Annotated in this window: 22 protein-coding genes and 1 pseudogene; 17 read left to right on the forward strand and 6 right to left on the reverse strand. The window is 72.7% G+C overall.

The window, feature by feature from the left end:
• Positions 1–98: 98 nt before the first annotated feature.
• Positions 99–1,031: a thiamine-phosphate kinase gene (locus EV382_RS32015; protein ID WP_130409396.1), complete on the forward strand. Its 933-nt coding sequence runs from the start codon at positions 99–101 to the stop codon at positions 1,029–1,031.
• A gap of 29 nt (positions 1,032–1,060) precedes the next feature.
• A complete protein-coding gene (locus tag EV382_RS32020; protein WP_130408096.1) occupies positions 1,061–1,522 on the forward strand; it encodes a GNAT family N-acetyltransferase in 462 nt (153 codons plus the stop codon).
• A gap of 81 nt (positions 1,523–1,603) precedes the next feature.
• Here the strand turns inward: EV382_RS32020 and rpmB are convergent, their stop codons facing one another.
• The gene (rpmB, locus tag EV382_RS32025; RefSeq protein ID WP_091671657.1) at positions 1,604–1,795 is read right to left on the reverse strand and encodes a 50S ribosomal protein L28; all 192 of its coding nucleotides are present in this window, start codon (positions 1,793–1,795) and stop codon (positions 1,604–1,606) included.
• A 304-nt stretch (positions 1,796–2,099) separates the two neighbouring features.
• Here rpmB and EV382_RS32030 point away from each other — a divergent pair, with 304 nt between their 5' ends.
• Positions 2,100–3,713, forward strand: coding sequence for a DAK2 domain-containing protein (locus EV382_RS32030; protein ID WP_130408098.1), 1,614 nt, complete (start codon positions 2,100–2,102; stop codon positions 3,711–3,713).
• A complete protein-coding gene (gene recG / locus EV382_RS32035; RefSeq protein ID WP_130408100.1) occupies positions 3,710–5,908 on the forward strand; it encodes an ATP-dependent DNA helicase RecG in 2,199 nt (732 codons plus the stop codon). Before EV382_RS32030 ends, recG begins: the two co-directional genes overlap by 4 nt.
• Before the next feature lie 184 nt (positions 5,909–6,092).
• On the opposite strand, the gene EV382_RS32040 is transcribed toward recG, so the two are convergent.
• Complete coding sequence (locus EV382_RS32040; RefSeq protein ID WP_130408102.1) at positions 6,093–7,232, reverse strand: LPXTG cell wall anchor domain-containing protein; 1,140 nt, start codon at positions 7,230–7,232, stop codon at positions 6,093–6,095.
• 397 nt (positions 7,233–7,629) lie between these two features.
• Here EV382_RS32040 and rsmD point away from each other — a divergent pair, with 397 nt between their 5' ends.
• From rsmD to EV382_RS32085, 9 genes and pseudogenes are all read left to right on the forward strand, one after another.
• Positions 7,630–8,193 carry a 16S rRNA (guanine(966)-N(2))-methyltransferase RsmD gene (gene rsmD, locus EV382_RS32045; protein WP_130408104.1) on the forward strand — a complete coding sequence of 188 codons (564 nt, stop codon included), beginning with the start codon at positions 7,630–7,632 and terminating at the stop codon, positions 8,191–8,193.
• The gene (coaD, locus tag EV382_RS32050; protein ID WP_091393067.1) at positions 8,190–8,672 is read left to right on the forward strand and encodes a pantetheine-phosphate adenylyltransferase; all 483 of its coding nucleotides are present in this window, start codon (positions 8,190–8,192) and stop codon (positions 8,670–8,672) included. Before rsmD ends, coaD begins: the two co-directional genes overlap by 4 nt.
• 229 nt (positions 8,673–8,901) lie before the next feature.
• Complete coding sequence (locus EV382_RS32055; protein ID WP_030335287.1) at positions 8,902–9,399, forward strand: SPFH domain-containing protein; 498 nt, start codon at positions 8,902–8,904, stop codon at positions 9,397–9,399.
• A gap of 109 nt (positions 9,400–9,508) precedes the next feature.
• Positions 9,509–10,072, forward strand: a complete 564-nt coding sequence (locus tag EV382_RS32060; RefSeq protein ID WP_110562455.1) for a YceD family protein — start codon at positions 9,509–9,511, stop codon at positions 10,070–10,072.
• Between the two features lie 5 nt (positions 10,073–10,077).
• Positions 10,078–10,251 (forward strand): 50S ribosomal protein L32, encoded by a 174-nt coding sequence (rpmF, locus tag EV382_RS32065; protein ID WP_030335284.1) that lies wholly within the window; start codon positions 10,078–10,080, stop codon positions 10,249–10,251.
• A gap of 114 nt (positions 10,252–10,365) precedes the next feature.
• The gene (locus tag EV382_RS32070; RefSeq protein WP_130408106.1) at positions 10,366–11,349 is read left to right on the forward strand and encodes a phosphate acyltransferase; all 984 of its coding nucleotides are present in this window, start codon (positions 10,366–10,368) and stop codon (positions 11,347–11,349) included.
• Positions 11,346–12,095, forward strand: a pseudogene (rnc, locus tag EV382_RS32075) (ribonuclease III); the annotation flags it as partial. The gene EV382_RS32070 and the pseudogene rnc, both read left to right, overlap by 4 nt.
• Before the next feature lie 166 nt (positions 12,096–12,261).
• Positions 12,262–13,119 (forward strand): bifunctional DNA-formamidopyrimidine glycosylase/DNA-(apurinic or apyrimidinic site) lyase, encoded by an 858-nt coding sequence (mutM, locus tag EV382_RS32080; protein ID WP_130408108.1) that lies wholly within the window; start codon positions 12,262–12,264, stop codon positions 13,117–13,119.
• 220 nt (positions 13,120–13,339) lie between these two features.
• A complete protein-coding gene (locus EV382_RS32085) occupies positions 13,340–15,559 on the forward strand; it encodes an MMPL family transporter (RefSeq protein ID WP_130408110.1) in 2,220 nt (739 codons plus the stop codon).
• 74 nt (positions 15,560–15,633) lie between these two features.
• Here EV382_RS32085 and EV382_RS32090 read toward each other — a convergent pair whose 3' ends face one another.
• Both EV382_RS32090 and EV382_RS32095 read right to left on the reverse strand, forming a co-directional pair.
• A complete protein-coding gene (locus EV382_RS32090) occupies positions 15,634–16,476 on the reverse strand; it encodes an endo alpha-1,4 polygalactosaminidase (protein WP_130408112.1) in 843 nt (280 codons plus the stop codon).
• A gap of 116 nt (positions 16,477–16,592) precedes the next feature.
• Positions 16,593–17,762 carry a CAP domain-containing protein gene (locus EV382_RS32095; RefSeq protein ID WP_130408114.1) on the reverse strand — a complete coding sequence of 390 codons (1,170 nt, stop codon included), beginning with the start codon at positions 17,760–17,762 and terminating at the stop codon, positions 16,593–16,595.
• Positions 17,763–18,134: 372 nt separating this feature from the next.
• Here EV382_RS32095 and EV382_RS32100 point away from each other — a divergent pair, with 372 nt between their 5' ends.
• From EV382_RS32100 to EV382_RS32110, 3 genes are all read left to right on the forward strand, one after another.
• The gene (locus tag EV382_RS32100; RefSeq protein WP_007456482.1) at positions 18,135–18,329 is read left to right on the forward strand and encodes a hypothetical protein; all 195 of its coding nucleotides are present in this window, start codon (positions 18,135–18,137) and stop codon (positions 18,327–18,329) included.
• Between the two features lie 350 nt (positions 18,330–18,679).
• A complete protein-coding gene (gene smc / locus EV382_RS32105) occupies positions 18,680–22,294 on the forward strand; it encodes a chromosome segregation protein SMC (protein ID WP_130408116.1) in 3,615 nt (1,204 codons plus the stop codon).
• Positions 22,294–22,914, forward strand: coding sequence for an HAD family hydrolase (locus EV382_RS32110; protein WP_130408118.1), 621 nt, complete (start codon positions 22,294–22,296; stop codon positions 22,912–22,914). The genes smc and EV382_RS32110 overlap by 1 nt, the downstream gene beginning before the upstream one ends.
• 71 nt (positions 22,915–22,985) lie before the next feature.
• On the opposite strand, the gene EV382_RS32115 is transcribed toward EV382_RS32110, so the two are convergent.
• The gene (locus EV382_RS32115) at positions 22,986–23,936 is read right to left on the reverse strand and encodes an SMP-30/gluconolactonase/LRE family protein (RefSeq protein ID WP_130408120.1); all 951 of its coding nucleotides are present in this window, start codon (positions 23,934–23,936) and stop codon (positions 22,986–22,988) included.
• A gap of 77 nt (positions 23,937–24,013) precedes the next feature.
• Between EV382_RS32115 and EV382_RS32120 the strand changes: the two genes are divergently transcribed.
• Positions 24,014–24,988 carry a helix-turn-helix domain-containing protein gene (locus EV382_RS32120; protein ID WP_130408122.1) on the forward strand — a complete coding sequence of 325 codons (975 nt, stop codon included), beginning with the start codon at positions 24,014–24,016 and terminating at the stop codon, positions 24,986–24,988.
• A 12-nt stretch (positions 24,989–25,000) separates the two neighbouring features.
• Here EV382_RS32120 and EV382_RS32125 read toward each other — a convergent pair whose 3' ends face one another.
• A complete protein-coding gene (locus tag EV382_RS32125; RefSeq protein ID WP_130408124.1) occupies positions 25,001–25,531 on the reverse strand; it encodes a DinB family protein in 531 nt (176 codons plus the stop codon).
• Positions 25,532–25,563: the final 32 nt, after the last annotated feature.

Consider the following 25,563-nt stretch of genomic DNA (forward strand, 5'->3'; position numbering starts at 1 on the left):
ACGGACCAGGTCTGATCCCTATCGGTGGTCAAGGAGCAGCAGTGAGCGAGCACGGCGGAGCCGGGCAGCACGGGCGGAACGCCCACAGTGGCGGCGGTGTGTCCGAGATCGGAGAGTTCGGGCTGATCGGGAAGATCACCGCCCGGCTGTCGTACGGGCCGACGACCCTGCTCGGCCCGGGCGATGACGCGGCGGTGGTGGCCGCGCCGGACGGCCGGGTGGCCGCCTCGACCGACGTGTTGGTCGACGGGCGGCACTTCCGACGGGACTGGTGCTCGGCGCGTGACGTGGGGCACAAGGCGGCGGCGGCCAACCTGGCGGACATCGCCGCGATGGGCGCCACGCCGACCGCCCTGCTGGTCGCCCTCTGCATGCCGGCGGACCTGGAGACCGCCTGGGCGGAGGAGTTGGCCGACGGGCTCTCGGCGGAGGCATCGTCGGTGGGCGCGAGCGTCGTCGGTGGGGACATGTCCGCCAGCCCCACGCTGACCGTCGCGGTCACCGCGCTGGGCGACCTGGCGGGCCGCCCGCCGGTGCTGCGATCGGGCGCCCGACCCGGGGACGTGCTCGCCCTGGCCGGGCGCACCGGCCACGCGGCAGCCGGGCTGACCGTGCTCTCCCGGGGCTTCCGGACCCCCCGACTGCTGGTCGAGGCGTACCGGCGACCGGAGGTGCCGTACGCGGCCGGCCCGCAGGCCGCCCAGCTCGGCGCCACCTCCATGATCGACGTGTCGGACGGGCTCCTCGCCGACCTCGGGCACGTCTCGTCCGCCAGCGGCGTCGCGATCGACGTGCGCCGGGACGCGTTCGAGGTGCCCCGGCAGATGGCCGACGCGGCACAGGCACTCGGCGTCGACCCGTACACCTGGATCCTCGCCGGTGGGGAGGACCACGCGCTGGCCGCGACCTTCCCCCCGGCGGTGGCGCTGCCGCCGGGCTGGCGGCCGATCGGCCAGGTCACGGACGGTGCCGGCGTGACCGTCGACGGCGTCGCCTACGACGGCCCGCCCGGCTGGGACCACTTCCGGTGAGCCCCGCGCGCGGCCGTAATCTGGACACCGTGAGTGAGATCGAGATCCGGACGGTGCGGTTCGACGCGCCGGTGGCGCAGCAGCTGATCCGAGCCGCACTGGCCGAGCTCGGGGCCCGCTACGGCGGCTCCGGCGACGACACCCCGGTGGACGCCACCGAGTTCGAGCCGCCCGATGGCGCGTTCCTCGTCGCGTACCTGGCCGGTGAGCCGGTCGGCTGCGGTGGCTGGCGTAGCCACGGCGCGGACGCGGCGGAGCTGAAGCGGATGTACACGGCACCGGCGGCGCGGGGGCGGGGGGTGGCCCGCACGGTGCTGGCGGCCGTCGAACGCTCGGCGCGTGAGCAGGGCCGCAAGCGGGTGGTGCTGGAGTGCGGCGACAAGCAGCCCGAGGCGATCGCCATGTACGGCGCCGCCGGATACGAGCGGATTCCGAACTTCGGCTTCTACAAGGACGCGGAGGGCTGCCTCTCCTTCGGCCGCACCCTCTGAGCCGCCTGCCGCGGACACGACAGAGCCGGCGGACCCGCAGGTCCGCCGGCTGAGCCGAACGAGAAGGTGGGTGCTACCGCGTCAGGCGCGGGTGACCTTGCCGGCCTTGATGCACGAGGTGCAGACCTGCAGCTTCTTGGTGTTGCCGCCACCGGCCGGGGTGCGCACCGACTGGATGTTCGGGTTCCAGCGGCGGTTGGTCTTCTTCTTGGACCAGGGCACGTTGTGGCCGAAGCCCGGCCCCTTGCCACAGACGTCGCACACGCTAGCCACGGGATACTCCTGGGATTGAAACGTTCATGAGGTTGCCGGCAGAGGTGCTGCACGGGCAACCGCGTCAGCCTACCCGATGTCCCGCCGAGGTGACCAACCGCCCTGGCCCGGTGATCAGCCGCCCCTCCGCCGGTGGGCGGTGGTCGGCCCGCCGGGGTGACGGGGGGTGGTTCCCGCGGCAACTGTACCTGGAGGGCCGATCCCGTCCGTCCGGGCCAGGGGGGACGGGCGTGCCGCGTGCGGGGCAACCGGACACGGCGGACGAGCCCGGCGCGTGTCGGTGCGCGCCAGTAGGCTTCTGGCCGTGCTGGACACCCTCGACGCCGCCGCGGTGCGCCGTTGGTGCGCGAGCGGGTTGGCCGCGCTGAAGCGCCACCAGGGTGAGATCGACCAGCTCAACGTCTATCCGGTGCCCGACGGCGACACCGGCACCAACCTGGTGCTCACCCTCACCTCGGCCCAGCAGGCCCTCGCCATGGATCTGGACACTCTGCCCGACAGTGGGCCGACCGCGCACGGGCACGCGCTACGGCTGATGGCCCAGGGTGCGCTGCTCGGCGCGCGGGGCAACTCCGGGGTGATCGTCTCGCAGATCCTGCGGGGCGTCGCCGACGAGGTCGCCGGAATGACGGCGGTGCGGGGCCGGGAGTTCGCCGCCGCGCTGCGGTCCGGCACCGCCGCCGCGTACACCGCGGTCTCCCGGCCGGTCGAGGGCACCCTGCTCACCGTGGTCGCGGCAGCCGCCTCCGCCGCCGAGGGCGCGGAGAGCGACGACCTGCCGGCGGTGGCCGCCGTCGCGGCCCGGGCGGCGACCGAGGCGCTCGCCCGGACCCCGGAGCAACTACCGGCGCTGGCCCGCGCGGGCGTTGTCGACGCCGGTGGCCGAGGGCTCTGCGTGCTGCTCGACGCCCTGGTCGAGGTGCTGACCGGGGAGAGCACGGCCCGGCCCGCGCCGACGCCGCGCTCCGCCCGCCCGGCGGCCACCGTCGCCCGGGAGACCGGTTCCGACGAGTACGCGTACGAGGTGCAGTTCCTGCTCGACGCCCGAGCCGAGGCGGTCGCCGGGTTACGGCGGGCACTGGACGCGTTGGGCGATTCGTTGGTCGTCGTCGGCGACGGGCGTGAGCCGGAAGGCACCTGGAACGTGCACGTGCACGTCAACGACGTGGGCGCTGCGGTCGAGGCCGGTGTCGCCGCCGGCCGCCCGTACCGGATCTCGGTGACGCGCTTCGCCGACCAGCCGGAGCCGCCCCCCGGCCCGATGGTGGCCGGTCGGGCCGCGGTGGTGGTGGCCAGCGGTGGCGGCATCGCCGACCTGTTCACCACGGAGGGCGCCACAGTGGTGCCGGGCAACCCGTCCACTGGCGAGTTGCTGGACGCCGTGCGCAGCACCGGAGCGGCCCGGGTGGTGGTGCTGCCCAACGACGCCAACACCGAGGCGGTGGCGAGCGCCGCCGCCCGCGAGGCCCATCAGTACGGCATCAAGGTGAGCGTGGTGCCGACCCGCTCGCCCGTGCAGGCGCTGGCCGCCCTCGCGGTCCGCGACGGTGCCCGCCGCTTCGAGGACGACGTCATCGCGATGGCCGAGGCGGCTGGGGCCTGCCGTTACGCCGAGGTCTGCCACGCCAGCCGGGAGGCGCTGACCGTGGCCGGCCCGTGCCGTCCCGGTGACGTGCTGGCTCTGGTGGAGGGGGAGGTGCACCTGATCGGCACCGACCTCACCGACACCTGCGCGGCCGTGGTCGACCGGATGCTCGGTGGTGGTGGCGAGATGGTCACCCTGCTGACCGGGGCGGACGCTCCGGCCGGGCTCAGCGACGCCGTCCGCGCGCACGTCGCGCGACGTTGGCCGTTCGTCGAGGTGCACGCGTACCCGGGCGGCCAGCCGTTTTATCCGCTCCTGGTAGGGATCGAATGAGCGAACCAGCCACGGTGGACACTCCGCTGAAGAAACTGGTCGGGGACAAGACAGCCAAGGCGTTGGCCTCGCATCTCGACCTGCACACCGCGGGTGACCTGGTCTACCACTTCCCGCGTCGCTACGACGAGCGTGGTGAGCACACCGATATCCGCTCCCTGGACGTCGGTGAGCAGGTCACCGTGCTGGCCCAGGTGCAGCGCACCGCCGTACGCCCGATGCGTCAGCGGCGCGGCAACCTGCTGGAGGTGACCGTCGGCGACGGCTCCGGCGGGGTGCTGACGTTGACCTTCTTCGGCAACCAGGCGTGGCGCGAGCGGGAGCTGCGCCCCGGCCGGTGGGGCCTGTTCGCCGGCAAGGTCACCGAGTTCCGGAGCAAACGGCAGCTCAACGGCCCGGAGTACGTGCTGCTCGGCGAGGGCGGCGAGGGCGAAGCGGCGGTCAGCGACGACATCGAGGAGTTCGCCGGGGCGCTGATCCCCGTCTACCCGGCCGCCGCGGCCGTGCCGACCTGGGTGATCGCGCGCTGCGTGCGCGTCGTACTGGACACGTTCACCCCGCCGGACGACCCGCTGCCGAACGCCGTGCGGGCCAGCCGCAAACTCGTCGGGCTGGGCGCCGCGCTGACCGAGATCCACCGGCCGTCCAGCAAGGAGGCGCTGCACCAGGCGCGGCGGCGACTCAAGTGGGACGAGGCCTTCGCCGTCCAGGTGACCCTGGTGCAGCGCAAGCACCGGGCCGCCGACTGGCCGGCCCGGCCCCGACCGCCGCGTCCGGGTGGGCTGCTGGAAGCCTTCGACGCCCGACTCCCGTACGAGCTGACCGCCGGCCAGCGTGAGGTGGGTGTGGAGATCGCGGCGGATCTGGGCACCCCGCACCCCATGCACCGCCTGTTGCAGGGCGAGGTGGGCTCGGGCAAGACGGTGGTGGCGCTGCGGGCGATGCTCCAGGTGGTCGACGCGGGCGGGCAGGCCGCGCTGCTGGCACCCACCGAGGTGCTCGCCGCCCAACACCACCGCGGCATGCTCGACCTGCTCGGGCCGCTCGGGCAGGCCGGTGAGCTGGGCTCCGCCGAGCACGCCACACGGGTCGAGCTGGTCACCGGCTCGCTGGGCGCGGCGGCCCGCCGCCGGGCGCTCGGCGAGGTGGCCAGCGGTGCCGCCGGCATCGTGCTCGGCACCCACGCTCTTCTCTACGAGGGGGTCGACTTCGCCGACCTCGGCCTGGTGGTCGTCGACGAGCAGCACCGCTTCGGCGTGGAGCAGCGTGACGCCCTGCGGGCCAAGGCCGACCAACCGCCGCACGTGCTGGTGATGACGGCCACCCCGATCCCGCGCACGGTGGCGATGACCGTCTACGGCGATCTGGAGGTCTCCACGCTCTCCCAGCTGCCCCGGGGGCGGTCGCCGATCGCGTCGCACGTGGTGCCGGCCGCCGAGAAGCCGGCCTACCTGGACCGGGCCTGGCGTCGGTTGCGCGAGGAGGTGGCCGCCGGCCACCAGGCGTACGTGGTGTGCCCACGTATCGGAGACGGGCCGGTGTCCGACGAGGAACCGCCACCCGAGGACGACAACGGCCGACGGCCGCCGCTGGCGGTGACCGAGGTGGCTCCGCTGCTGGCCGAGGGGCCGTTGAACGGCCTGCGGATCGGGGTGCTGCACGGTCGCCTGCCGGCCGACGAGAAGGACGCGGTGATGCGTTCCTTCGCGGCCGGCGACCTGGACGTGCTGGTGGCGACCACCGTGATCGAGGTCGGCGTGGATGTGCCGAACGCGACCGTGATGATCGTGCTGGACGCCGACCGGTTCGGTGTCTCCCAGCTGCACCAGTTGCGGGGTCGGGTCGGCCGGGGCGCCGCCGCCGGGCTCTGCCTGCTGGTCAGCGAGGCGGCCGAGGGTTCGTCGGCGCGGGAGCGGTTGGACGCGGTGGCGTCCACGAGCGACGGTTTCAAGCTCGCCGAACTCGATCTGGAGCAGCGCCGCGAGGGCGACGTGCTGGGTGCCACCCAGTCCGGGCACCGCTCGCACCTGCGGTTGCTGTCGCTGCGCCGCGACGCCGATCTGATCCGCGACGCCCGCGCCGAGGCGATCACCCTGATCGAGGCCGACCCGGAGCTGACCCGCAGCCCGGCGCTGGCCGCCTCGGTGGCCGCACTGGTGGACGAGGACCGCGCGGAGTACCTGGAGAAGGGCTGATCGCCCTGCGCGCGTGATCCACTCCGATGTCATGAAACCGGGGTGTCCCGCCGACGGGGACACCCCGGTTTCACTGAAGTCGAGTCGATCACGCGGGCTGCAGCATGGCTGAGGGCGCGCTGACATGGCTGAGGGCGCGCCGACCGGGTGGTCGACGCGCCCTCAGGTGTCAGAGCGGGTTATCTCAGGCGGTGAAGCGAACCCGACGACGACGGGCCACCATGAACAGCGCCACGCCAGCGGCCAGCAGGACCGCCGCGCCGGCGATGATGCCGCCGGTGGCGGCACCGGTCAGCGGCAGGGCCGGCTCGTCCTTGCCGCCACCCTGACCGGGGGCGCAGTCGGCCGGCTTCTCCCAGGCGATCGGGGTGGTGTCGTCGAGGCCCTCGGCGGACGGCGTCACGGTCAGGCCCTCCTGGGCCGGGAAGGTGACGGTGCCGCTCTTGCCCGGCTCGACGGTCAGCGTCTGGGCCTCACCCTTGTTCGGGGTGAAGGTGATGGTGACCGTCTTGCCATCCGCCGGGTTGGCGATGTCGAAGATCAGCTCGGTGCAGGTCGACTTGTAGCTGCCGGCCGGCTCGCCCGGCTCGACGCAGTTCTCAGCGGCGGCGGGCGTGCCCTCGAACAGCGGCTTGTCCACGCCCTTGGCGACCACCTTGATGGCGGTGGCGTTCTTGGCGGGCACCTTCACCGACTTGCTCTCGCCGGCCGTGACGGTGACCTTCTCGCTGAAGTCGCCGGCACCGGTGATGGTGAACTTCGCCGGGGCGGTGGCGTCCTTGCCGTTCTCGAGCTTCACCACGACGTCGCCGTCACAGTCGGCGGCCACGCTGGCGGTCGGCTTGGGGGTCGCCGGCACCGGGGGCTGCTCCTTGGCGCAGGTGCCACTGAACTCGATCGACTTCGAGCGCAGCTTGTCGTCCACGAACCCGTTGTCCCACATGGCCCGCACCGACAGGGTGGCCTTGGTGGTCTTCGCGTCCAGGCGCTGCGTGGCGGTGATCGCGTCGCTGACGGCGTGCGGGTATTCCTTGCCCTCGGTCACCGCGATCCCGTCGATGGCGGCGTCGCTGGCGGTCTTGCCGACGTACGTCTTAGCGGAGACCTCGGTGAACTTGTAGTTGTCGACGCCGCGCGGGGCGAAGCTGTTCACGGTCCAGGTGGCCACCCACTCGCCGGTGGCGGTGTCACAGTCGGCCTTGACTTTGATCTCGCTGTGGTGGGCGCTGGCGGGTGCGGCGAAGGTCACGACGCCAGCGAGGCCGATCAGCGCGCCCGCGGCGATGGCCGCGAGGCGCCGGATCGGAGACTTGGGAGGGTTCACGCCTGCTCCTGGTGAGGGGGGTACGGATCGCGTGGCGGGAGGCCGGGAGACATCGTGACCGGGGAGTCACCTGCTCACCGGCGCGTCGCGCGACGCTGTGGTGTTCCCGCGGCGAAAGCGGGGACAGGGGGAGACTGTACTGATGGGTGGTTAATGAGGGGAGTTCAGATCATTGCCACCCGGCAATGTAATTGATTCGTGATCTTTGATGAACTGATGGTGTCGCTCCGGTCACTGGGGACGGTCCACCAGCGCCGCCTCCACGGTGGATGTCGTGCCGTCGGGGCTGCTCAGGTCGCCCGCGTCCGCGCCGGCTGGCCGGCCTCTCGGATCCGTGCCGTCCCGACCGGGTCCGCGGCGCATCGCGTAGCGTCGCGGGCATGAGCAGGAGGAAACGGTGACCCGGATCGTGGCCGGGACGCTCGGTGGCCGGCGGATCGCCGCGCCCCCCGGCGCCGGCACCCGGCCCACCTCGGACCGGGTCCGGGAGGCGCTGTTCAGCGCCATCCAGGCCACGGTCGATCTCGACGGCGCCCGCTTCGCCGACCTGTACGCCGGCTCCGGCGCGGTCGGGCTGGAGGCGTTCTCCCGGGGTGCCGGGCACGTGCTGCTGGTCGAGTCCGACCCCCGCGCCGCCCGGGTGATCCGGGAGAACGTGGCGGCCCTGCGCGCCGGTCCGGCGGCCCGGCTGGTCACCGGCAAGGTGGCGACGGTGCTGGCGGCCGGGCCGGACGGCGAGCCGTACGACGTGGTCTTCGCCGACCCGCCGTACGCGGTGCCGGACGAGGAGATCACCGCACTGTTGGCCACGCTGGTCGACGGCGGCTGGCTGGCGCCCGACGCGTTGGTGGTGGTGGAGCGGTCCCGCCGGACCAGGGAGTTCGACTGGGTGGAGGGGATCACTGCCGAGCGCAGTCGCCGGTACGGCGAGACCACCCTTTGGTACGGTCGCCGATCATGAGACGTGCGGTGTGTCCCGGTTCGTTCGACCCGGTCACCAACGGACACCTCGACATCATCGGGCGGGCCAGTCGGCTCTTCGATGAGGTGATCGTCGGTGTGCTGGTGAATCAGTCGAAGAGTGGCCTGTTCACTGTCGAGGAGCGCATCGAGATGCTCCGCGAGGTGACCTCGTCGTACGGCAACGTGCGGGTCGAGTCGTTCCGCGGGCTGCTGGTGGACTTCTGCCGCGCCCAGCAGGCCAGTGTGCTGATCAAGGGGCTGCGGGCGGTCAGCGACTTCGACTACGAGTTGCAGATGGCCCAGATGAACATCGGTCTGGCTGGTGTCGAAACGCTCTTCATGCCGACCAACCCGCTCTACTCGTTCCTCTCGTCGAGCCTGGTCAAGGACGTGGCCAAGTGGGGTGGCGACATCTCCGCCCACGTCCCCGATCCGGTCCGCGAAGCTCTCCAGGCCCGCCTGGGCCCCCGCCCCTGACCCACGCCCCCCGCCAGACTGGCGCTGGTGGTGCTCGGATCGTTCCTTTTCGAGGCGGTCTGACGTCACCGCGAAGTGCCAGCCTGGCGGAGGGTGGCTATGTCGCGACTCGCCGGGTTGGGGTGAGTGGGGCGGCGGTGGGGCGGGCACGACATGATTGGTGGCGCGGGGAACGGCCGTAGCCCGCATCATGGAGGTCGGCCGACGAACGACAGGAGTGAGGTAGCCGGTGGACCCGCTCGATCGCATCGACGAACTGATCGCCATCCTGGAGCAGGCCCGCTCCGTCCCGATGTCGCGTAACAACTGCATGGTCGACCGGGGTGAGATGATCGCTGCCCTCGATGAGATGCGCGCCGATCTCCCCGCCGACCTGCGTCGCGCCGCCGCGCTCCTGGAGGAGCGCGACAAGATCATGGAAGCCGGCAAGCGCGAGGCGGACCGGATCATCAGCGAGGGTGAGGCAGAACACGCCCGCCTGGTCTCGGTGAACGAGATCACCGTGTCGGCCGAGCACGAGGGCGCCCGGATCATCGGCGAGGCCCGGGCCGAGGCGCAGCGCCTGCGGGAGGAGGTCGACGACTACGTCGACACCGCGCTGGCCAACTTCGAGCAGTTCCTCACCCGGGCGCTGGCCTCGATAGAGCGCGGCCGGGACAAGATGCACGCGCTCCGGGAGATCGGCACCTTCGCTGGGGATGAGGCGGAACGCCCGCTACCCTTCTGAGCGGCACCTCACCAGCCGACTTCTCAGGCGGGCGTCGCCCCCGGTTCGACGGTCCGGCGGTCGTCCAGGTAACCTTTTTTGTCGGCCTCTCACCGGCCGGAGTCTAACTATGCCCAAGCACTCGCCATCGACACTCAACCCCAGGTCGCCGCTGGTCCTCGACACGAGGGACCTGCCGCGTCGCCCTGGCGCGTTGCGTGAGGTCCAGCGGGTCGTGCCGGCACCGGCGGACCTCGGTGTGGAGTTGATCGGCGTGCCGGAGGGCGCGGACCTCGACCTCGATCTGAGGTTGCAGTCGGTGTCCGAGGGCGTGCTCGTCTCCGGGACCATCACCGGTCCCGTCCGGGGCGAGTGCGGCCGATGCCTGCGCGAGATCAACGACTCGATGGGCGTGACGATCCAGGAGCTGTACGCGTACGAGGACAGCACCACGGACGCCACGACCGACGAGGACGAGGTGGGCCGGATGCAGGGCGATCTGATCGACCTGGAGCCGGCGCTGCGGGACGCGTTGGTGCTCACGCTGCCGACCAACCCGCTCTGCCGGGAGGACTGCCCAGGACTGTGCCCCGAATGCGGGGCGCACTGGGACGATCTGCCGGCCGACCACAGTCACCAGCAGATCGACCCGCGTTGGGCGGGCCTGTCGCAACTGACCGTTACAGAGGAGTAAGAACCGTGGCCGTCCCGAAGCGCAAGATGTCGCGCAGCAACACCCGGTCCCGCCGGGCGAACTGGAAGGCGACCGTGGTCGCGACCGTTGCGTGCCCGCAGTGCAAGTCCCCGAAGCTGCCGCACGCCGCCTGCTCCGTCTGCGGCACCTACAACGGCCGCCAGGTTCTCGAGGTCTGACCTGGACGCCGAGTGACGCCCCCGACTCCAGGTCGGGCGGCGCGCGCATCCTGGCATTCGCCCGGTGCCCCGGCTCTCTCCGACGCCGGCCGGCCTGCTCCGGCCGGCGTTCCGGTGGAGCCGGGCGCCGCGCGGATCGCCGTTGACCTCCTCGGCGGGGACGACGCTCCCGCCGTCGTGGTTGACGGCGCTCTGCGAGCCATGCGCGCCGACCCTGACCTGCATCTCCTTCTCGTCGGTCCGACCGAGGTCGCCGACGAGTTGATCGCCGCGCTGGATCCGGCGCAACGTGCCCGGATCACGGTGCGGCCCGTCCGCGATGTCGTCGGCATGGCCGACCATCCCAGCGCCGCCCGCGCCGAGAGCACCGTCCGGGCCGCGGTCACCGCCGTTCGGGATGGGACCGCCGACGCCCTGGTCTCCGCCGGCGCCACCGGCGCCACCGTCACCGCGGCCGTGCTCGGTCTCGGCCGTTCGCCGGAGATCCGCCAGCCTGCCCTGGCCGCCACCCTGCCCGCCGTGGCGGGGCCGGTCGTGCTGCTCGATGTCGGCGGTTCCCTGGAACCCCGCCCGGCCACCCTCGCCCGCCATGCCGTGCTCGGCGCCGCCTACGCGGCGGTGGCCCACTCGATCGCCGCGCCCCGGGTCGGTCTGCTCTCGGTCGGCACGGAGGCCGGCAAGGGCGACCGGGTCCGCCGCGCCACCGACCCGCTGCTCGCCGTCGAACCGCTGCCCGGAGGGGCGCGCTACGTCGGCCTGGTCGAGGGGTACGACGTGGCCCTCGGCGCGCGCGCCGATGTGGTTGTCACCGACGGCTTCACCGGTAACGTGCTGCTCAAGGCCATTGAGGGCGCGTACGCGATGGCCGGCGGCCCGCCTGCCGAGGGCGGTGCGCCCCGCGCGGCGGCCCTGTTGGGCGTCGCGGGGACGGTGGTCGTCTGCCACGGGTCCGCCCGCGCCGACGACGTCGCCTCCGGCATAGCTCTCGCCGCCCACCTGTGGCGGCGGCGCGCCACCGATCTGGTCGCCGCGTTGCTCGACCGCGACGCCGCGACGGATCGCACCGATCGCTCCACCGACACCGAGGTACGCACATGAGCAACGACAAGCGGCGGCGGGTGTCCGTCGGTCACCTGGAAGCCGCCTTCGGCGTGACCCTGGAACCCGAGCTGCTCCAGCGCGCGTTGACCCACCGGTCGTACGCGTACGAGAACGGTGGGTTGCCGACCAACGAGCGGCTGGAGTTCCTCGGCGACTCGGTGCTCGGCGTGGTGATCACCACGGCGCTCTTCCACAACCACCCGGATCTGCCCGAGGGGCAGTTGGCGAAGTTGCGGGCCAGCGTGGTCAACATGCGGGCGCTCGCCGACGTGGCCCGCGGGCTGGGCCCGGACGGGCTCGGCGCGTACCTGCTGCTCGGCAAGGGTGAGGAGACCACCGGTGGCCGGGACAAGGCGAGCATCCTCGCCGACACGTTGGAGGCGCTGCTCGGCGCGATCTACCTCCAGTACGGCCTGGACACCACGGGGATCGTCATCCACCGGCTCTTCGACCCGCTGATGGCCGAGTCGGCCGGTCGCGGGGCCGCGCTGGACTGGAAGACGAGCCTCCAGGAGCTGACCGCGGCGCTCGGGCTCGGCGTTCCGGAGTACCGGATCGAGGGCACCGGCCCGGATCACCTCAAGACGTTCACCGCCTGGGTGGTGGTGGCCGGCAACCGGTACGGCGGTGCCGACGGGCGCAGCAAGAAGGAGGCCGAGCAGCGGGCCGCCGAGGCCGCGTGGCGGACGCTCACCGACGAGAACGGCCAGAACGGCGACGAACCCCAGGATGGTCGGGCCGGCGACGACCGGCAGGACCAGCCGGTCGACCGGGACGACTCGGCCGACCGGGCCGAGCCGTTCGGGCCGTTGGAGCGCGCCGAGCGGGCGGCGCAGGCCGAGCAGGCCGACCACCTGGCGCAGGCGCTGCCGGCCGGGCGTTCCGAAGGCCACGAGACGGGTTCGCGGCGTGCCTGAGCTGCCCGAGGTGGAGACCGTCCGGCAGGGGGTGGCCCAGTGGGTGGTCGGCCGGCGGATCGCCTCGGTCGAGGTTCGTCACCCGCGTGCGGTCCGCCGGCACATCCCGGGTGACGTGCACTTCGCCGACGTGCTCGCCGGCCGGACGGTGCTGGACGCCCGTCGTCGCGGCAAGTACCTGTGGCTGCCACTGGACAGCGGTGACGCGATCGTCGGGCACCTCGGCATGTCGGGTCAGCTGCTGCTCCAGCCGCCCGGGACGAGCGACGAGACCCATCTGCGGGTCCGGTTCCGGTTCGCCGACGACGGCCCGGAGCTGCGCTTCGTCGACCAGCGCACGTTCGGTGGGCTCTCGGTGAGTGAGGGCGGCGCCGAGTTGCCCGACGAGATAGCGCACATCGCCCGCGACCCGATGGATCCGGAGTTCTCGGACGAGGCGTTCGTCGCGGCGCTGCGTCGCCGGCACACCGAGGTGAAGCGGGCCCTGCTCGACCAGACCCTGATCTCCGGGGTGGGCAACATCTACGCCGACGAGGCGCTCTGGCGTGCCAGGCTGCACGGCGGCCGACCCACCGACGCGCTGACCGGCCCGGCCGCGCAGCGTCTGCTCGGGCACGTCCGCGACGTGCTGGCCGAGGCGATCCGCGCGGGCGGCACCAGCTTCGACGCCCTCTACGTGAACGTCAACGGCGAGAGTGGCTACTTCGACCGCGCGCTCAACGCGTACGGCCGCGAGGGCGAGCCGTGCCCCCGGTGCGGGGCGCCGATCCGCCGTGAGGCGTTCATGAACCGCTCCTCGTACAGCTGCCCGCGCTGTCAGCCCCGGCCCCGGGGTTCCCTTCGGGGATGACCCGGAGTCGGCTCGGGGAGATGCCGGCGGGTCGCGGTGGGCCGCTCCGGGCTGGACCCGGGGGTACGGCCGGATCGCGGGCCGACTCCCGACGAACGCCGCCCCACTTCCGGTCCGCTGGTTTCAGGGCGGGCCGGGGTCGATCCCCGATGTGATCGCCTCGTCACGCACCTAACGTCAGCACCGTTGACAGGGGGTTGACGTGACAGGGGGACCCGAGATGGGGAGAAGACCGGTGACGGTGCGGCTGGCGCGGTGGAGCGCCGAGCACCCGTGGCGGGCGATCGCACTGTGGGCCGTGTTCGTGGCGGTGTGTTTCGTCGGCGGCAACGCCGCCGGGCTCAACGAGGCCACGGGCGGCGACCAGGCGATCGGCGAGGCGGGGCGGGCCAGCCTGATCGTGGACGCCGGTGACTTCGAGAACCCGGCCGTGGACAACGTCCTCATCACCTCCCCGTCCGGCACCTTGGACCAGGCGGCGGCGAAGGCGGCGGCCGACGACGCGGCGGCCCGGTTGCGTACGGTCGCCGGGGTGGCCGGGGTGGGCGAGCCGATCACCGCGCGGGACGGCTCGGCGCTGTTGCTGCCGATCACCATGTCGGGTGACCCGGAGACGGCCTCGGAGCGGGTGCAGCCGTTGCGGGACGCCACCGCCGGTGTGCAGGCCGCGCACCCTGAGCTGCGGGTCGAGCAGGTCGGCGGGCCGTCGATCGGTCAGGCCCTCGACGACACCCTGGGCAAGGATTTCAAGCGCGCCGAGCTGCTCAGTCTGCCGGTCACCCTGGCGATCCTGATCATCGCGTTCGGCGCGTTGATCGCGGCGAGCGTGCCGGTGCTGCTGGCCCTCTCCTCGGTCGCCGCCGCGATGGGTCTGTCCACCCTGGCCTCCCACCTGGTGCCGGCCACCGACACCACGGCGCCGGTGATCCTGCTGATCGGCATGGCGGTCGGGGTCGACTACTCACTGTTCTACATCCGTCGGGAGCGGGAGGAGCGCGCCAAGGGCCGGTCCGGTCTGGACGCGGTGGAGATCGCCGCGGAGACGTCCGGGCACGCCGTGGTGGTCTCCGGCTTCGCGGTGATCATCTCGATGGCCGGGTTGCTGCTCGCCGGCGACGTGGTCTTCTCGTCCCTCGCCATCGGCTCGATCCTCGTGGTGGCCGTCGCGGTGACCGGTTCGCTGACCGTACTGCCCGCGTTGCTGGCCCGGCTCGGTCGCTGGGTGGACCGGCCTCGGGTGCCGTTGCTCTGGCGACTGACCGCGCCGCGTACCGACCGGCATGGTGCGCCCCGCGCTCCCCGGCTGTGGCCCGCGGTGCTCCGGCCCGCGTTGCGCGCGCCGGTGGCGACGCTGGTCATCTCGGTCGGGCTGCTGCTCGCGCTGGCCGCGCCGGCGCTCGGCATGAAGCTGAAGTTCCCCGGCATGGAGGATCTGCCCCGCACGACTCCGGCCATGCAGGCGTACGACCGGCTCACCGCGGCCTTCCCGAGCGCCGGTACCAATCATGTGGTGGCCGTCCGGGCGCCCGCCGACCAGGCCGACCGGGTACGTGCCGCGCTCACCGACCTGTCCGCCCGGGCGGCCGGCGATCCGCTGTTCGCCCCGGCCGAGGCGGACGGCCCGAAGATCGAGGTGTCGGCCGACCGCCGGGTCTCGGTGCTGGACGTGCCCACCCCGTACGCCAGTCGGGACGACCGGTCGGTGCGGTCGTTGGAGAAGCTGCGTGGGGACCTGGTCCCGGCGCAGCTGCGGGGCATCCCCGGTGTCGAGTACGCGGTGGGCGGGGGCGTGGCCGACAGCGAGGACTACGCACAGCACGTCCGGGACAAGTTGCCGCTGGTCATGGGCTTCGTGCTGGTGCTGACCTTCCTGGTCATGACGTTCACGTTCCGGTCGGTGGTGATCGCGGCCAGCTCGATCGCGCTGAACCTGCTCTCCGCCGGTGCCGCGTACGGCCTGTTGGTGCTGATTTTCCAGGGCGAGTGGGCGCAGGGGCTGCTCGGCTTCACGTCGATGGGCGCGATCGTGTCCTGGTTGCCGCTGTTCCTCTTCGTGGTGCTGTTCGGCCTCTCGATGGACTACCACGTCTTCGTGGTCAGTCGGATCCGTGAGGGCGTCCGGTCCGGCCTGGCCAACCGCGACGCCGTGTCGTACGGGATCACGTCGTCGGCCGGGGTGGTGACCAGCGCCGCCATCGTGATGGTCGGCGTCTTCTCGATCTTCGCCACGCTGAGCACGATCGACATGAAGCAGCTCGGCATCGGCCTGGCGGCCGCGATTCTGCTGGATGCCACGATCATCCGGGGTGTGGTGCTGCCGGCGTTGATGACCATGCTCGGCGACGCCAACTGGTGGGCTCCGCGCTTCCTGCGCGCCCGCCCGGCACCCGCCCCCACCGATCCGCCGACCCCCGCACCGGCGCTGGTGCCGGTGCCCTGAATAACGGCCGGTGGCCGGGCCGCGACCGCGGCCCGGCCACGCCGGCTCGGGGCAGTAGCCCGGCCACCACCGGATCAGGGCAGCGGGCAGGCCTCCCGGGACGCGTCCAACGTGCGGTCCTTCCGGATCGAGGCGAAGCCGTAGCCGACGGTGGTGACACAGAAGTCGTCGGTCGAGCCGGTGTACTCGACGTGGAAGACCGGCTTGCCGGCGTCGCTGAACGGCAGCAGCTTGGCGCACTGGGCCAACCGGACGCACTCCTCGTTGACCGCGAAGTCGAAGTCCGGGGCCAGCGCGGCGACCTGCGGCACGTCGTTGACCAGCCCGGGGGAGAGGCTCAGCGAGCGGGCCAGTTCGGCCAGCCGCCGGTTGAACAGCAACTGGTCGTCGAAGTCGAGCGGAAAGCCGGTGCGCGCCGCGTACCCGTCGGCGTCGACGAGCGCCACCGCGCCGAAGCCCTTGCCCCGGCAGAGCCGGAACCGGTCGGCCAGCACCGGCCGGAGCGCGTCCCAACTCCGGACGTCCAGCCACCGGCTGTCGGGTCGGTGCCCGGCCGAGCCCCGGACGGCCTCCGGAAACCGGCTGGCGTCCGGGTCGGTGGAGCGGACCGACCCCACGCTCACCTGGCAGATCAGCCGGCGGTCGCGGGAGCGCAGCTCGGCGGTCTGCGCGGCGGTGGTGGCCACCGGGTCGAGCAGGAAGACGTCGGCGTCCACGGCCGGGTCGAGCGGGCCGGTGAGCTGCCACTGCCACTGCCAGTGCCGGGCTTGCGCCGCCGGCCACGCGGTGGGTGCGCCGGGCGGGGTCAGCGTGGGCCGGCACCCGTACGCCGGCACCACCAGCACGACAGCGACGCTGGCCGTGAGGGCGCGGCGCAGTGGGCGTACGGCGACGGGTCGTCGCGGCCGGATCCGCATCGGCAGCTCCCGGGTCCCGGACGGCCGGTCGCCGCCCTCACCGGTACCCGGCCCCCACGCTCCGGCCGACGTACCTCACCGGGTCAAACGAGCGCGGGGGCGGGAACGACGCGCGGTCAGCGGGGTGCTGCGAAGACCTGCGTCCAGTAGGGCCCGTTGCTGCTGGCGATGCCGACGCCGATCTCGGTGAACGCGCAGTTCAGGATGTTGGCCCGGTGGCCGGAGCTGTTCATCCAGGCGTCCATCACCGCGGCCGGGGTCTTCTGGTTCCAGGCCACGTTCTCGCCGTACGTGCGCCAGGCGTAGCCGACCCGGTCCAGCCGGACGCCGGAGTTGCTGCCGTCGCTGCCGGTGTGCGACATGTTCTGGTGATCGGCCTGGTCCTGGCTGTGCCGCTGGGCGGCCGTCATCAGCTTGTCGTTGATGGTCAGCGCCTTGCAGCCGGCCTTGGCCCGCTCGGCGTTGACCAGGTCGACCACCTCCCGGGCCTGGGCGCTGACGGAGCCGCCGGAACCGTTGGAGCTGCCGGTGGTGCTCGGCGCGCTGCTGCGGTTGACGCTGCGGCGTGACGCGGCGGTGCTCCGCGACGACGCCGGCGTGGGCTTGACGAGCTTGCTCGGCGACGGGCTCGGAGACGCCGAGCTGGGTGTGGCGGACGGGGTGGGAGCGGCCAGGGTGTCCAGCGCCGGCTCGTCGGTGGGAACGCCCGACGCGGCGAAGGTGTCGTCGACGGCCGTCGGCTGCGCCGCCCCGTTGTCCCCGCCGGGCAGGGTGAGCGCGCCGACGCCGAAGCTCACCACGAGGGTGGCGGCCGCGGCGGCGCCACCGATCATCAGCGGTCGGCGCCAGCGGCGTGGGGAGCGGTGCCGCCCTTCGCCGGGCCGTCCGGTCTCGGTGGTGCCGCGCCAGCCGTCGGCGGTCCCCGGGCCGGTGTCGGTGTGCCAGCCGCCGGGCGTCTCGGCCCGCCAGTCGTCGGTGTCCTGGACCGCGCGGGTGTCGCCCCAGCCGCCGGTGTCCTCGGCCGGGCGGGTCTCGCCCCAGCGGCCGGTCTCGTCGTGCGGCTGGTGGGCCGGCCAGGCGGCGGTGTGGGCGTCGACCGGTTCGGTCGGCCGGCCGCTGGTGGGCTGCTCGCGGTGCCACTCGTCGCCCGGCTGGCCGGGCTCGTCGCCGAACAGGTAGGCCGAGCGGGGCTCCGGGCGGTCGTGCAGCCAGGCCGGCTCGTCGGTCGGCCCTCCGGCGCGCCGGGGGGCGCCGTTGGGGTCCATCGGATCGGTCCAGCCGTACACGCCTATGCCTCCAGGGGTCGGTTGCGGGCCGGGGTGACGCTACGGCGCGCCTACGACCTGCGGCAACGTGGCTAAGAAAGAGTTAAGGGGAAGTCGGACGCCAGGGTGCGGACTTCCGCGGATCCGGGCGTACAGTAAAGGCGTCCGGACAGAGAGTGTCCGTGCCTTGCGGCAGCCCCCCCGACAAGTGGACAGGTCGACGTGGAGATGATCTACGGCCTGCGAGAACTTGACGAAGGAGGGGTTTGCGGCTCAATATATAGGTGTCGCCAGTCGCGCCCGGTCATGCCCAGATACAGCCTGGAATGACAGCCGCGTATAAATGGGCGCGCGTTGGCCGGCCTTTCCGGCAGCGCATATCAAGGAGTCAGCATGGCGAAGGCCCTCTACGGCCACGTAGGTGCAGCGCCCGACCGGCGTCTGCTCGACGAGGTCACCCGACTGCGTGCCAGGGTCCAGGCACTGGAGTTCGAGATCACGCGTCTGCGTGCCGACAATGATCGGCTCGCGGCGGCTGCGGCGGAGGCGGACGATCTGCTCCGTCTGGCCGAGCCGGCGCTGACCTGATCTCCAGGGTCGTCAAAACTGAATCGCACCACCGCAAAAATGCGCGCCGACACCTCTGTGCCGGCGCGTAACACTGTCCGGGCACCTTTTCGACGGTGGACGATTAATGATCTTGCGCTGGGTCGTACCGGAAGCGCGCCGCACAGTTCCCGAAAAGCGCGAAGACGGATAAGCGATCATGAAAGGCGCTTGCCTTTCTGATGGTCGACGAAACGACAGCGCGCCCACGGTCGACGCGACGTGGGGCGGGTCGAGTGCCCGCCCGTTCGCACCCCCGGGTTAGTCTGCGAGTTCACCCAGGTCCCCGCAGCCGGCGACGGTACGGCGGCCATCGGACGAGGATCGAGTAGGTGTATCTCAAGAGCCTGACGGTGAAGGGGTTCAAGTCCTTCGCCTCCGCCACGACGTTGAAGCTGGAGCCCGGGATCACCTGTGTGGTGGGTCCGAACGGCTCGGGCAAGTCCAACGTCGTCGACGCCATCGCCTGGGTCCTCGGCGAACAGGGTGCCAAGGCCCTGCGTGGCGGCAAGATGGAGGACGTCATCTTCGCCGGCACCGCCGGCCGGGCGCCGCTGGGCCGCGCCGAGGTCACCCTCACCATCGACAACACCGACGGCGCGCTGCCGATCGAGTACACCGAGGTCTCCATCACCCGCCGGATGTTCCGCTCCGGCGAGAGCGAGTACGAGATCAACGGCAACTCCTGCCGGTTGCTCGACATCCAGGAGCTGCTCTCCGACTCCGGCATCGGCCGGGAGATGCACATCATCGTCGGGCAGGGCCGCCTCGACGGCATGCTGCACGCCAAGCCGGAGGACCGCCGCGCGTTCATCGAGGAGGCGGCCGGCGTCCTCAAGCACCGCAAGCGCAAGGAAAAGGCGCTGCGCAAGCTCGACGCCATGCAGACCAACCTCAACCGCCTCACCGACCTCACCGCCGAGCTGCGCCGTCAGCTCAAGCCGCTGGGCCGGCAGGCGGAGGTGGCCCGGCGTGCCGCCGCCATCCAGGCCAACCTGCGTGACGCCCGGTTGCGCCTGCTCGCCGACGACCTGGCCACCCTGCGGACCACCCTCGATCGGGAGATCGCCGACGAGACCGCGCTGCGCGAGCGGCGCGAGCAGATCGAGGGTGAGCACGCCGAGGTGCAGGGCCGGCTCGGCGAGTTGGAGGCCGCCCTCGCGGAGGACGCTCCGCTGCTCGCCGCAGCCCAGGACACCTGGTACAAGCTGTCCGCCCTCCAGGAGCGCTTCCGCTCGATCGAGCAGTTGGCCCGGGAGCGGCTGCGGCACCTCAGCGCCACCGGCGACGACGAGCGGCCCGGCCGCGACCCGGACCAGCTGGAGGCCGAGGCGGAACGCGTCCGCGAGCAGGAGGAGGAGCTGCGCGGCGCGCTCACCGACGACCAGATCCGGCTGGCCGAGGCGGTCGAGCACCGTCAGGAGCTGGAGCGGCAACTGGCCGCCGCCGAGCGGGAACTCGTCGCCGCGGCCAAGGCCATCGCCGACCGACGGGAGGGGATGGCCCGGCTCACCGGCCAGGTCAACTCCGCGCGGGCCCGGACCACCAGCGCCGGCGAGGAGATCGAACGTCTCGCGATCGCGCACGCCGACGCGCTGGGCCGCGCCGAGCAGGCGCAGGCCGACCTGGACGCGGTCGCCGCCCAGTCCACCGAGGCCGACCGGGACAACGCGGACCTGGACGCCCGGCACGCCGAGGCGGTCGCCGTACAGGAGCGGGCGCAGGCCACCGTCCGATCGCTGACCGACGCCGAGCGGGCCGCGGAGAAGGACGCCGCCACCTGGAAGGCCCGGGAGGAGGCGCTCGCCCTGGGCCTGCGGCGCAAGGACGGCGCCGGGGCGCTGCTGGCCCGCGCCGGGGACGTGCCGGGCCTGCTCGGCAGCCTCGCCGGGCTGCTCACCGTCGCGCCGGGGCATGAGGCCGCGCTGGCCGCCGCGCTCGGTGGCCTCGCCGACGCGGTCGCCGTCAGCGGGGTGGACGAGGCCGTCGAGGCGATGCGGCTGCTGAAGATCTCCGACGCCGGCCGGGCCGGCCTGCTGGTCGGCAGCCCGGCCGGGCCGGGCATGACCGGCTCCGCGGACGCGCTGCGCCCGAAGCTGCCGGACGACGCCCGGTGGGCGCCCGACCTGGTGGAGTGCAGCGCCGAGCTGCGTCCGGCGGTGCACCGGGCGCTGCGGGACGTGGCGCTCGTCGACGATCTCGCCGCCGCCGCCGAGCTGGTCTCCAGCAACCCCGAGCTGCGGGCGGTCACCCCCGACGGTGACGTGGTCGGGGCGTACGCGGCGGCGGGCGGGTCGGCCAAGGCCCCCAGCTACATCGAGGTGCAGGCGGCCGTCGAGGAGGCCCGCGCCAACCGGCTCACCGCCGAACGCGCCGGCTTGGAGCTGCGTGACCAGTTGGTCGAGGCCCGCGCCGAGGTGGCCGCCGCGAAGGAGGCCGTGCAGCACGCCGCCGCCGAGAAGCGTGAGGCGGAGAGCCACCGGAACGCCGCCGCCCGCCGGCTGGCCGAGCTGGGCGCGGCGGCCCGGTCCGCGAAGGCCGAGACCGACCGGCTCGGCGACGCCCGCTCCCGCGCCGAGGCGGCCCGGCAACGGGACCTCACCGCGCTCGCGGAGCTGGAGGAGCGACTGCGGCTGGCCGAGGAGACCCCGGTCGATGCCGAACCCTCCACCGAGGAACGGGATCAACTGGCGGCCATGGTGCCGCAGGCCCGGCAGAACGAGATGGAGGTCCGGCTCGCGGTGCGTACCGCCGAGGAGCGGGTCTCCTCGATCGCCGGCCGGGCCGACTCGCTCGCCCGGCAGGCCACCGCGGAGCGGGCCGCCCGGGAACGCGCGGCGGCCCGGCGGGCGGCCCGCGCCCGGGGCGCGGGCATCGCCCGGTCCGTGGCCGGTGGTGCCCGGGAGGCGCTGACCCGACTGACCACGTCGATCGCGACGGCCGAGGAGCACCGCGACGCGGTCGCCCGGGAGCGCGCCGCGCGGGAGGCGGAGCTTCAGGAGGTACGCGGGGCAGCCAAGCGGCTCGGCGCGGAGTTGGAGCGGCTGACCAGCCAGGTGCACCGCGACGAGGTGGCCCGGGCGGAACAGCGACTGCGCATCGAGCAGTTGGAGGCGAAGGCCGCCGAGGACTTCGGGCTGGACGTGGAGACGCTGGTCGCCGAATACGGTCCCACGCAACCCGTTCCGCCGACCCAGGTCGACGTCGCGGCGGCCGAACGTGACGGCCTGCCGGTGCCCGAGCCGGTGCGCTACGAGCGGCCGGTGCAGGAGAAGCGGGCCGCGAAGGCGGAACGCGAACTGGCTCTGCTCGGCAAGGTCAACCCGCTCGCGCTGGAGGAGTTCGCCGCGCTGGAGGAGCGGTACAAGTTCCTCTCCGAGCAGTTGGAGGACCTCAAGGCCACCCGTCGGGACCTGCTCACCGTGGTCAAGGACGTGGATGAGCGGATCCTGGAGGTCTTCGCCAGCGCCTTCGAGGACACCGCCCGGGAATTCGAGCAGGTGTTCACCGTGCTCTTCCCCGGCGGCGAGGGACGGCTGATCCTCACCGAACCGGAGGACCTGCTCACCACCGGCGTCGAGGTGGAGGCCCGCCCGCCCGGCAAGAAGATCAAGCGGTTGTCGCTGCTCTCCGGTGGTGAGCGGTCGCTGACCGCGGTCGCCATGCTGGTGGCGATCTTCCGCGCCCGGCCCAGCCCGTTCTACATCATGGACGAGGTGGAAGCGGCCCTGGACGACGTCAACCTGGGCCGGTTGATCACGTTGCTGGCACAGTTGCGCGAGAAGAGTCAGCTGATCGTCATCACCCACCAGAAGCGGACGATGGAGATCGCTGACGCGCTCTACGGCGTGACCATGCGCAGCGGGGTCACCCAGGTGATCAGCCAACGGCTCAACCGGGCCGACGAGGACGACCAGCGGCACGGCCGCGGCGAGGAGAACGGGTAGTGGCTCGGGAACGCGCGACGGCGCTCCTGCTGGACTTCGACGGCGTACTGCGCCGGTGGGACCCGGCGGTGGCCGCCGTTGTGGAGCGGGAGTACGGCCTCTCCGAGGGGGTGCTCGGCGAGATCGCCATGCAGTGGGGGCGGCTTCAGCCGGTGCTCACCGGTCAGGTCAGCCACGCCGAGTGGGTGAGCAGTGTGGCGGACGCGCTCGCCGAGCCGGCCGGCGGCCCGGACCGCGCCCGCGCGGCGGTGGAGCAGTGGCAGAGCTACCGGGGAGAGGTCGACCAGGAGGTGCTGGCGTTCGTCCGCGAGGTGCGGGCCGCCGGCGCCCGGGTCGGGCTGGCCACCAACGCCACCGACCTGCTCGACGCCGACCTGGCCGCACTCGGCCTGGTCGACGAGCTGGACGTGGTGGTCAACTCGTCAGTCGTCGGTGTGCACAAGCCCGCCCCGGAGTACTTCCAGGCGGCCTGCCAGGCGCTGGCCACCCCGCCGGCCCGGGTCCTCTTCGTCGACGACGAGGACTGGGCCGTTCGGGGTGCCCGGGCCGCCGGGCTGTCAGCGCACCGCTGGGGCGGTCACGCCGACCTCCGTTACCTGCGCGCCGCCCTGGCCTACTGAGCGAGGCGACAGCGGCTCGTTCGTCGACATCGCGGTGACCCGGTCACCTGACGTCGACGCGTCGGGCCGGGTCAGCGCAGGCCGGGGACCTGGGTGACGGTGAAGGGTGGCGCCGGGGCTGGCGCGTTGAGCTGGCTGTTCACCCAGAGCAGCCGGCCGGCGTCCCGGACGAGGGTGGTCGGCGACTGCGCCAGACCGGCCGGACGGGACTGCCGTACCACCCGCGCGGTTCGTCGGTCGGCGTCCACAATCGCCAGGTTCACCGCGAAGTCCCAGCCGCCGGCGCGGTTGGGGAAGTTCACCACTCCGTAGAGCCGGTCGCCCTCCAACAGCAGCCCGTCCGCGCCCAGCTGGCCGTCGATCACCTCGACGGCCGTGGCCGTCCGCCCGACCAGGTCGACCCGCCACAGCCGCTCGGTGCCGGGCTGGCCGTCGCCCTGGTCGGCGACGAGCGCGATCCGCCCGCCGTCGGTGACGACGATGCCGTTGAGGAAGCCCGGCGCGACCGGGAAGTCAGCGGCGGTGAGCCACCGTACGAGGTTCCCGACCTCCGGGCCGTCCAGCGCCGCCCGCCACAGCGTGCCCGTGGCCGAGTCGGTGACGTAGACCGCGTCGGCGGTCAGCGCCAGGTCGTTGAGGGCGCCGCCCGGCGCCGTCCGGCGGGCCAGCAGCTCACCGTCCGGGGCGTGCACGAAGAGCGCGCCGGTGTCCCAGCCGGCGACGAAGATCCGGCCCCGCCCGTCGAGGTGCAACCCGGCCGCCCGGGTGCGCCCGTCCGCCCCCGGCGGCAGAAACTGTCGCAGCTCCCGGTCGCGGACGTGACCACGGTAGACGGCACCGGTGCCGAGACTGGTGACGTAGAGGGTGCCGTCCCGGCTCACCGCGATCCTCTCGGGCAGCACCCCGGATGCCCGGGAGACCACGTACGTGTCGGGGCGCGGGCCGACGGCGAGCGCCGGAGCGGGTACGGCGACGGTCAGCACGGCCAGGCCGGCGGTGGCTGATGCGATCAGCTTCTTCATATCCCGAGGGTCACCGCACCGCCGGGCCGTCTCCAGCCCCTTTCGCACCTGCCCGAAAGGTGGCTAGCGTCGATGCCGTGGTGACTCTGCACCTGAGCGCGGCGGACCTCAGCCGCACCGTGTTGCGCTCCGAGCCGTCGGTGTTGCTGGAGCTGGGAGCGGCCGGGCAACGGGTGTTCCAGACCACCGTTCCGGAGCACCTGGTCGCCTGGCGGGCCCGCACCCGGGCCGCCGTGCGTCCGGTCATGTGGCCCTACCTGGACCTGTGCCGCCAGGAACGGTGGTTCCCGGACTTCCTCACCCCGCCCGGCTTCAGCGGGGAGCTGAGCCCTGCGCTGGCGGAGGTCGCGGCCACCCCGACGTCGACCCTCACCGCGGAGCTACGACCCCGGATCGAGGCCGGCGAGCTGCCGCCCCGGGTCGGTCCGCTCGCCGACGGGAAACCGGATGCGGTACGCCGTCTGCTCGATGCGATGGAGGCTTTCCACGCCGTCGCGGTGGGCGCGTACTGGGAGACGATCGTCGCGGCGGTGCACGCCGACCGGGCGGTACGCGGTCGAGCCATCGTGGACGCCGGGCTCGACCGCGTGCTCCGTGGCCTCAGCCCCTACCTGCAGTTCACGCCGACCGGGGACACGTACGAGCTGTCGTACCGGTGCGCCTTCGGCGGCGACGTCGGTCTGTCGCCGGGCGGCAGGGGGGTCACCCTGGTGCCCTCGTACTTCGTGCCGCAGCCCGCCGTGCTCGACGACCCGACCGGCCCGCTGGTGCTGACCTACCCGATCCGGCCGGCCCGGCGGGAACTGGCCACCGGCCAGCCCCTCGCCCACCTGCTCGGCCGAAGCCGGGCCGCGGTGCTGGGAGTGGTCGCCGACGGCCTCAGCACGTCACAGGTGGCCCGAGCGGTGGGCATCTCGATCGCCTCCGCCAGCGAGCACACCAGCACCCTGCGCCGGGCCGGACTGATCGTCACCCACCGGGCCGGTTCGTCAGTGGTGCACACGCTGACCCCGCTGGGCGAGCACATGCTGCGGGCTGGACGGCCGGACTGACGGGTGGCCCGGTCAGTCGCCGGTGACGCCGTCGATGCGTTCCCGGATCAGGTCGGCGTGACCGTTGTGCCGGGCGTACTCCTCGATCATGTGGACGTACACCCAGCGCAGGCTGAAGGTGCGGGTCCCGTCGCTGCGGGTCAGCGTGAACGTCTCGTCCAGCGAGCGTCCCTCGGTCGCCGACCGGGCTGCGTCGACTTCGGCGCGGAAGACGGCGAAGGCCGTCTCCGCGTCGGCGTCGGCCGCAGCGTGGAAGTCGGCGTCGTTGTCGTTGTCGTAGTCGTAGAGGTCGGGCAGGTCCTGGCCGGCGAAGCGTTGGCGGAACCAGGAGCGCTCGACGTCGGTCATGTGCAGGACCAACCCGAGGAGGCTCAGGCCGGACGGCTCGACGCTCGGCGTGCGCAACTGCTCGGCGGTCAGGCCGGCGCACTTGTGCAGCAGGGTGTCGCGGTGGTAGTCGAGCCAGCCCTCCAGCATGGTGCGCTCATCAGCCACCAGGGGCTCGTGGCGGCGGTCGATCTCCGGTGCTCTCCATGTCGTCATCGGGCCATCCTGCGGCTCGGGTGCGACAGTCG

This window comes from Micromonospora violae (assembly GCF_004217135.1).
Taxonomy (GTDB): domain Bacteria; phylum Actinomycetota; class Actinomycetes; order Mycobacteriales; family Micromonosporaceae; genus Micromonospora; species Micromonospora violae.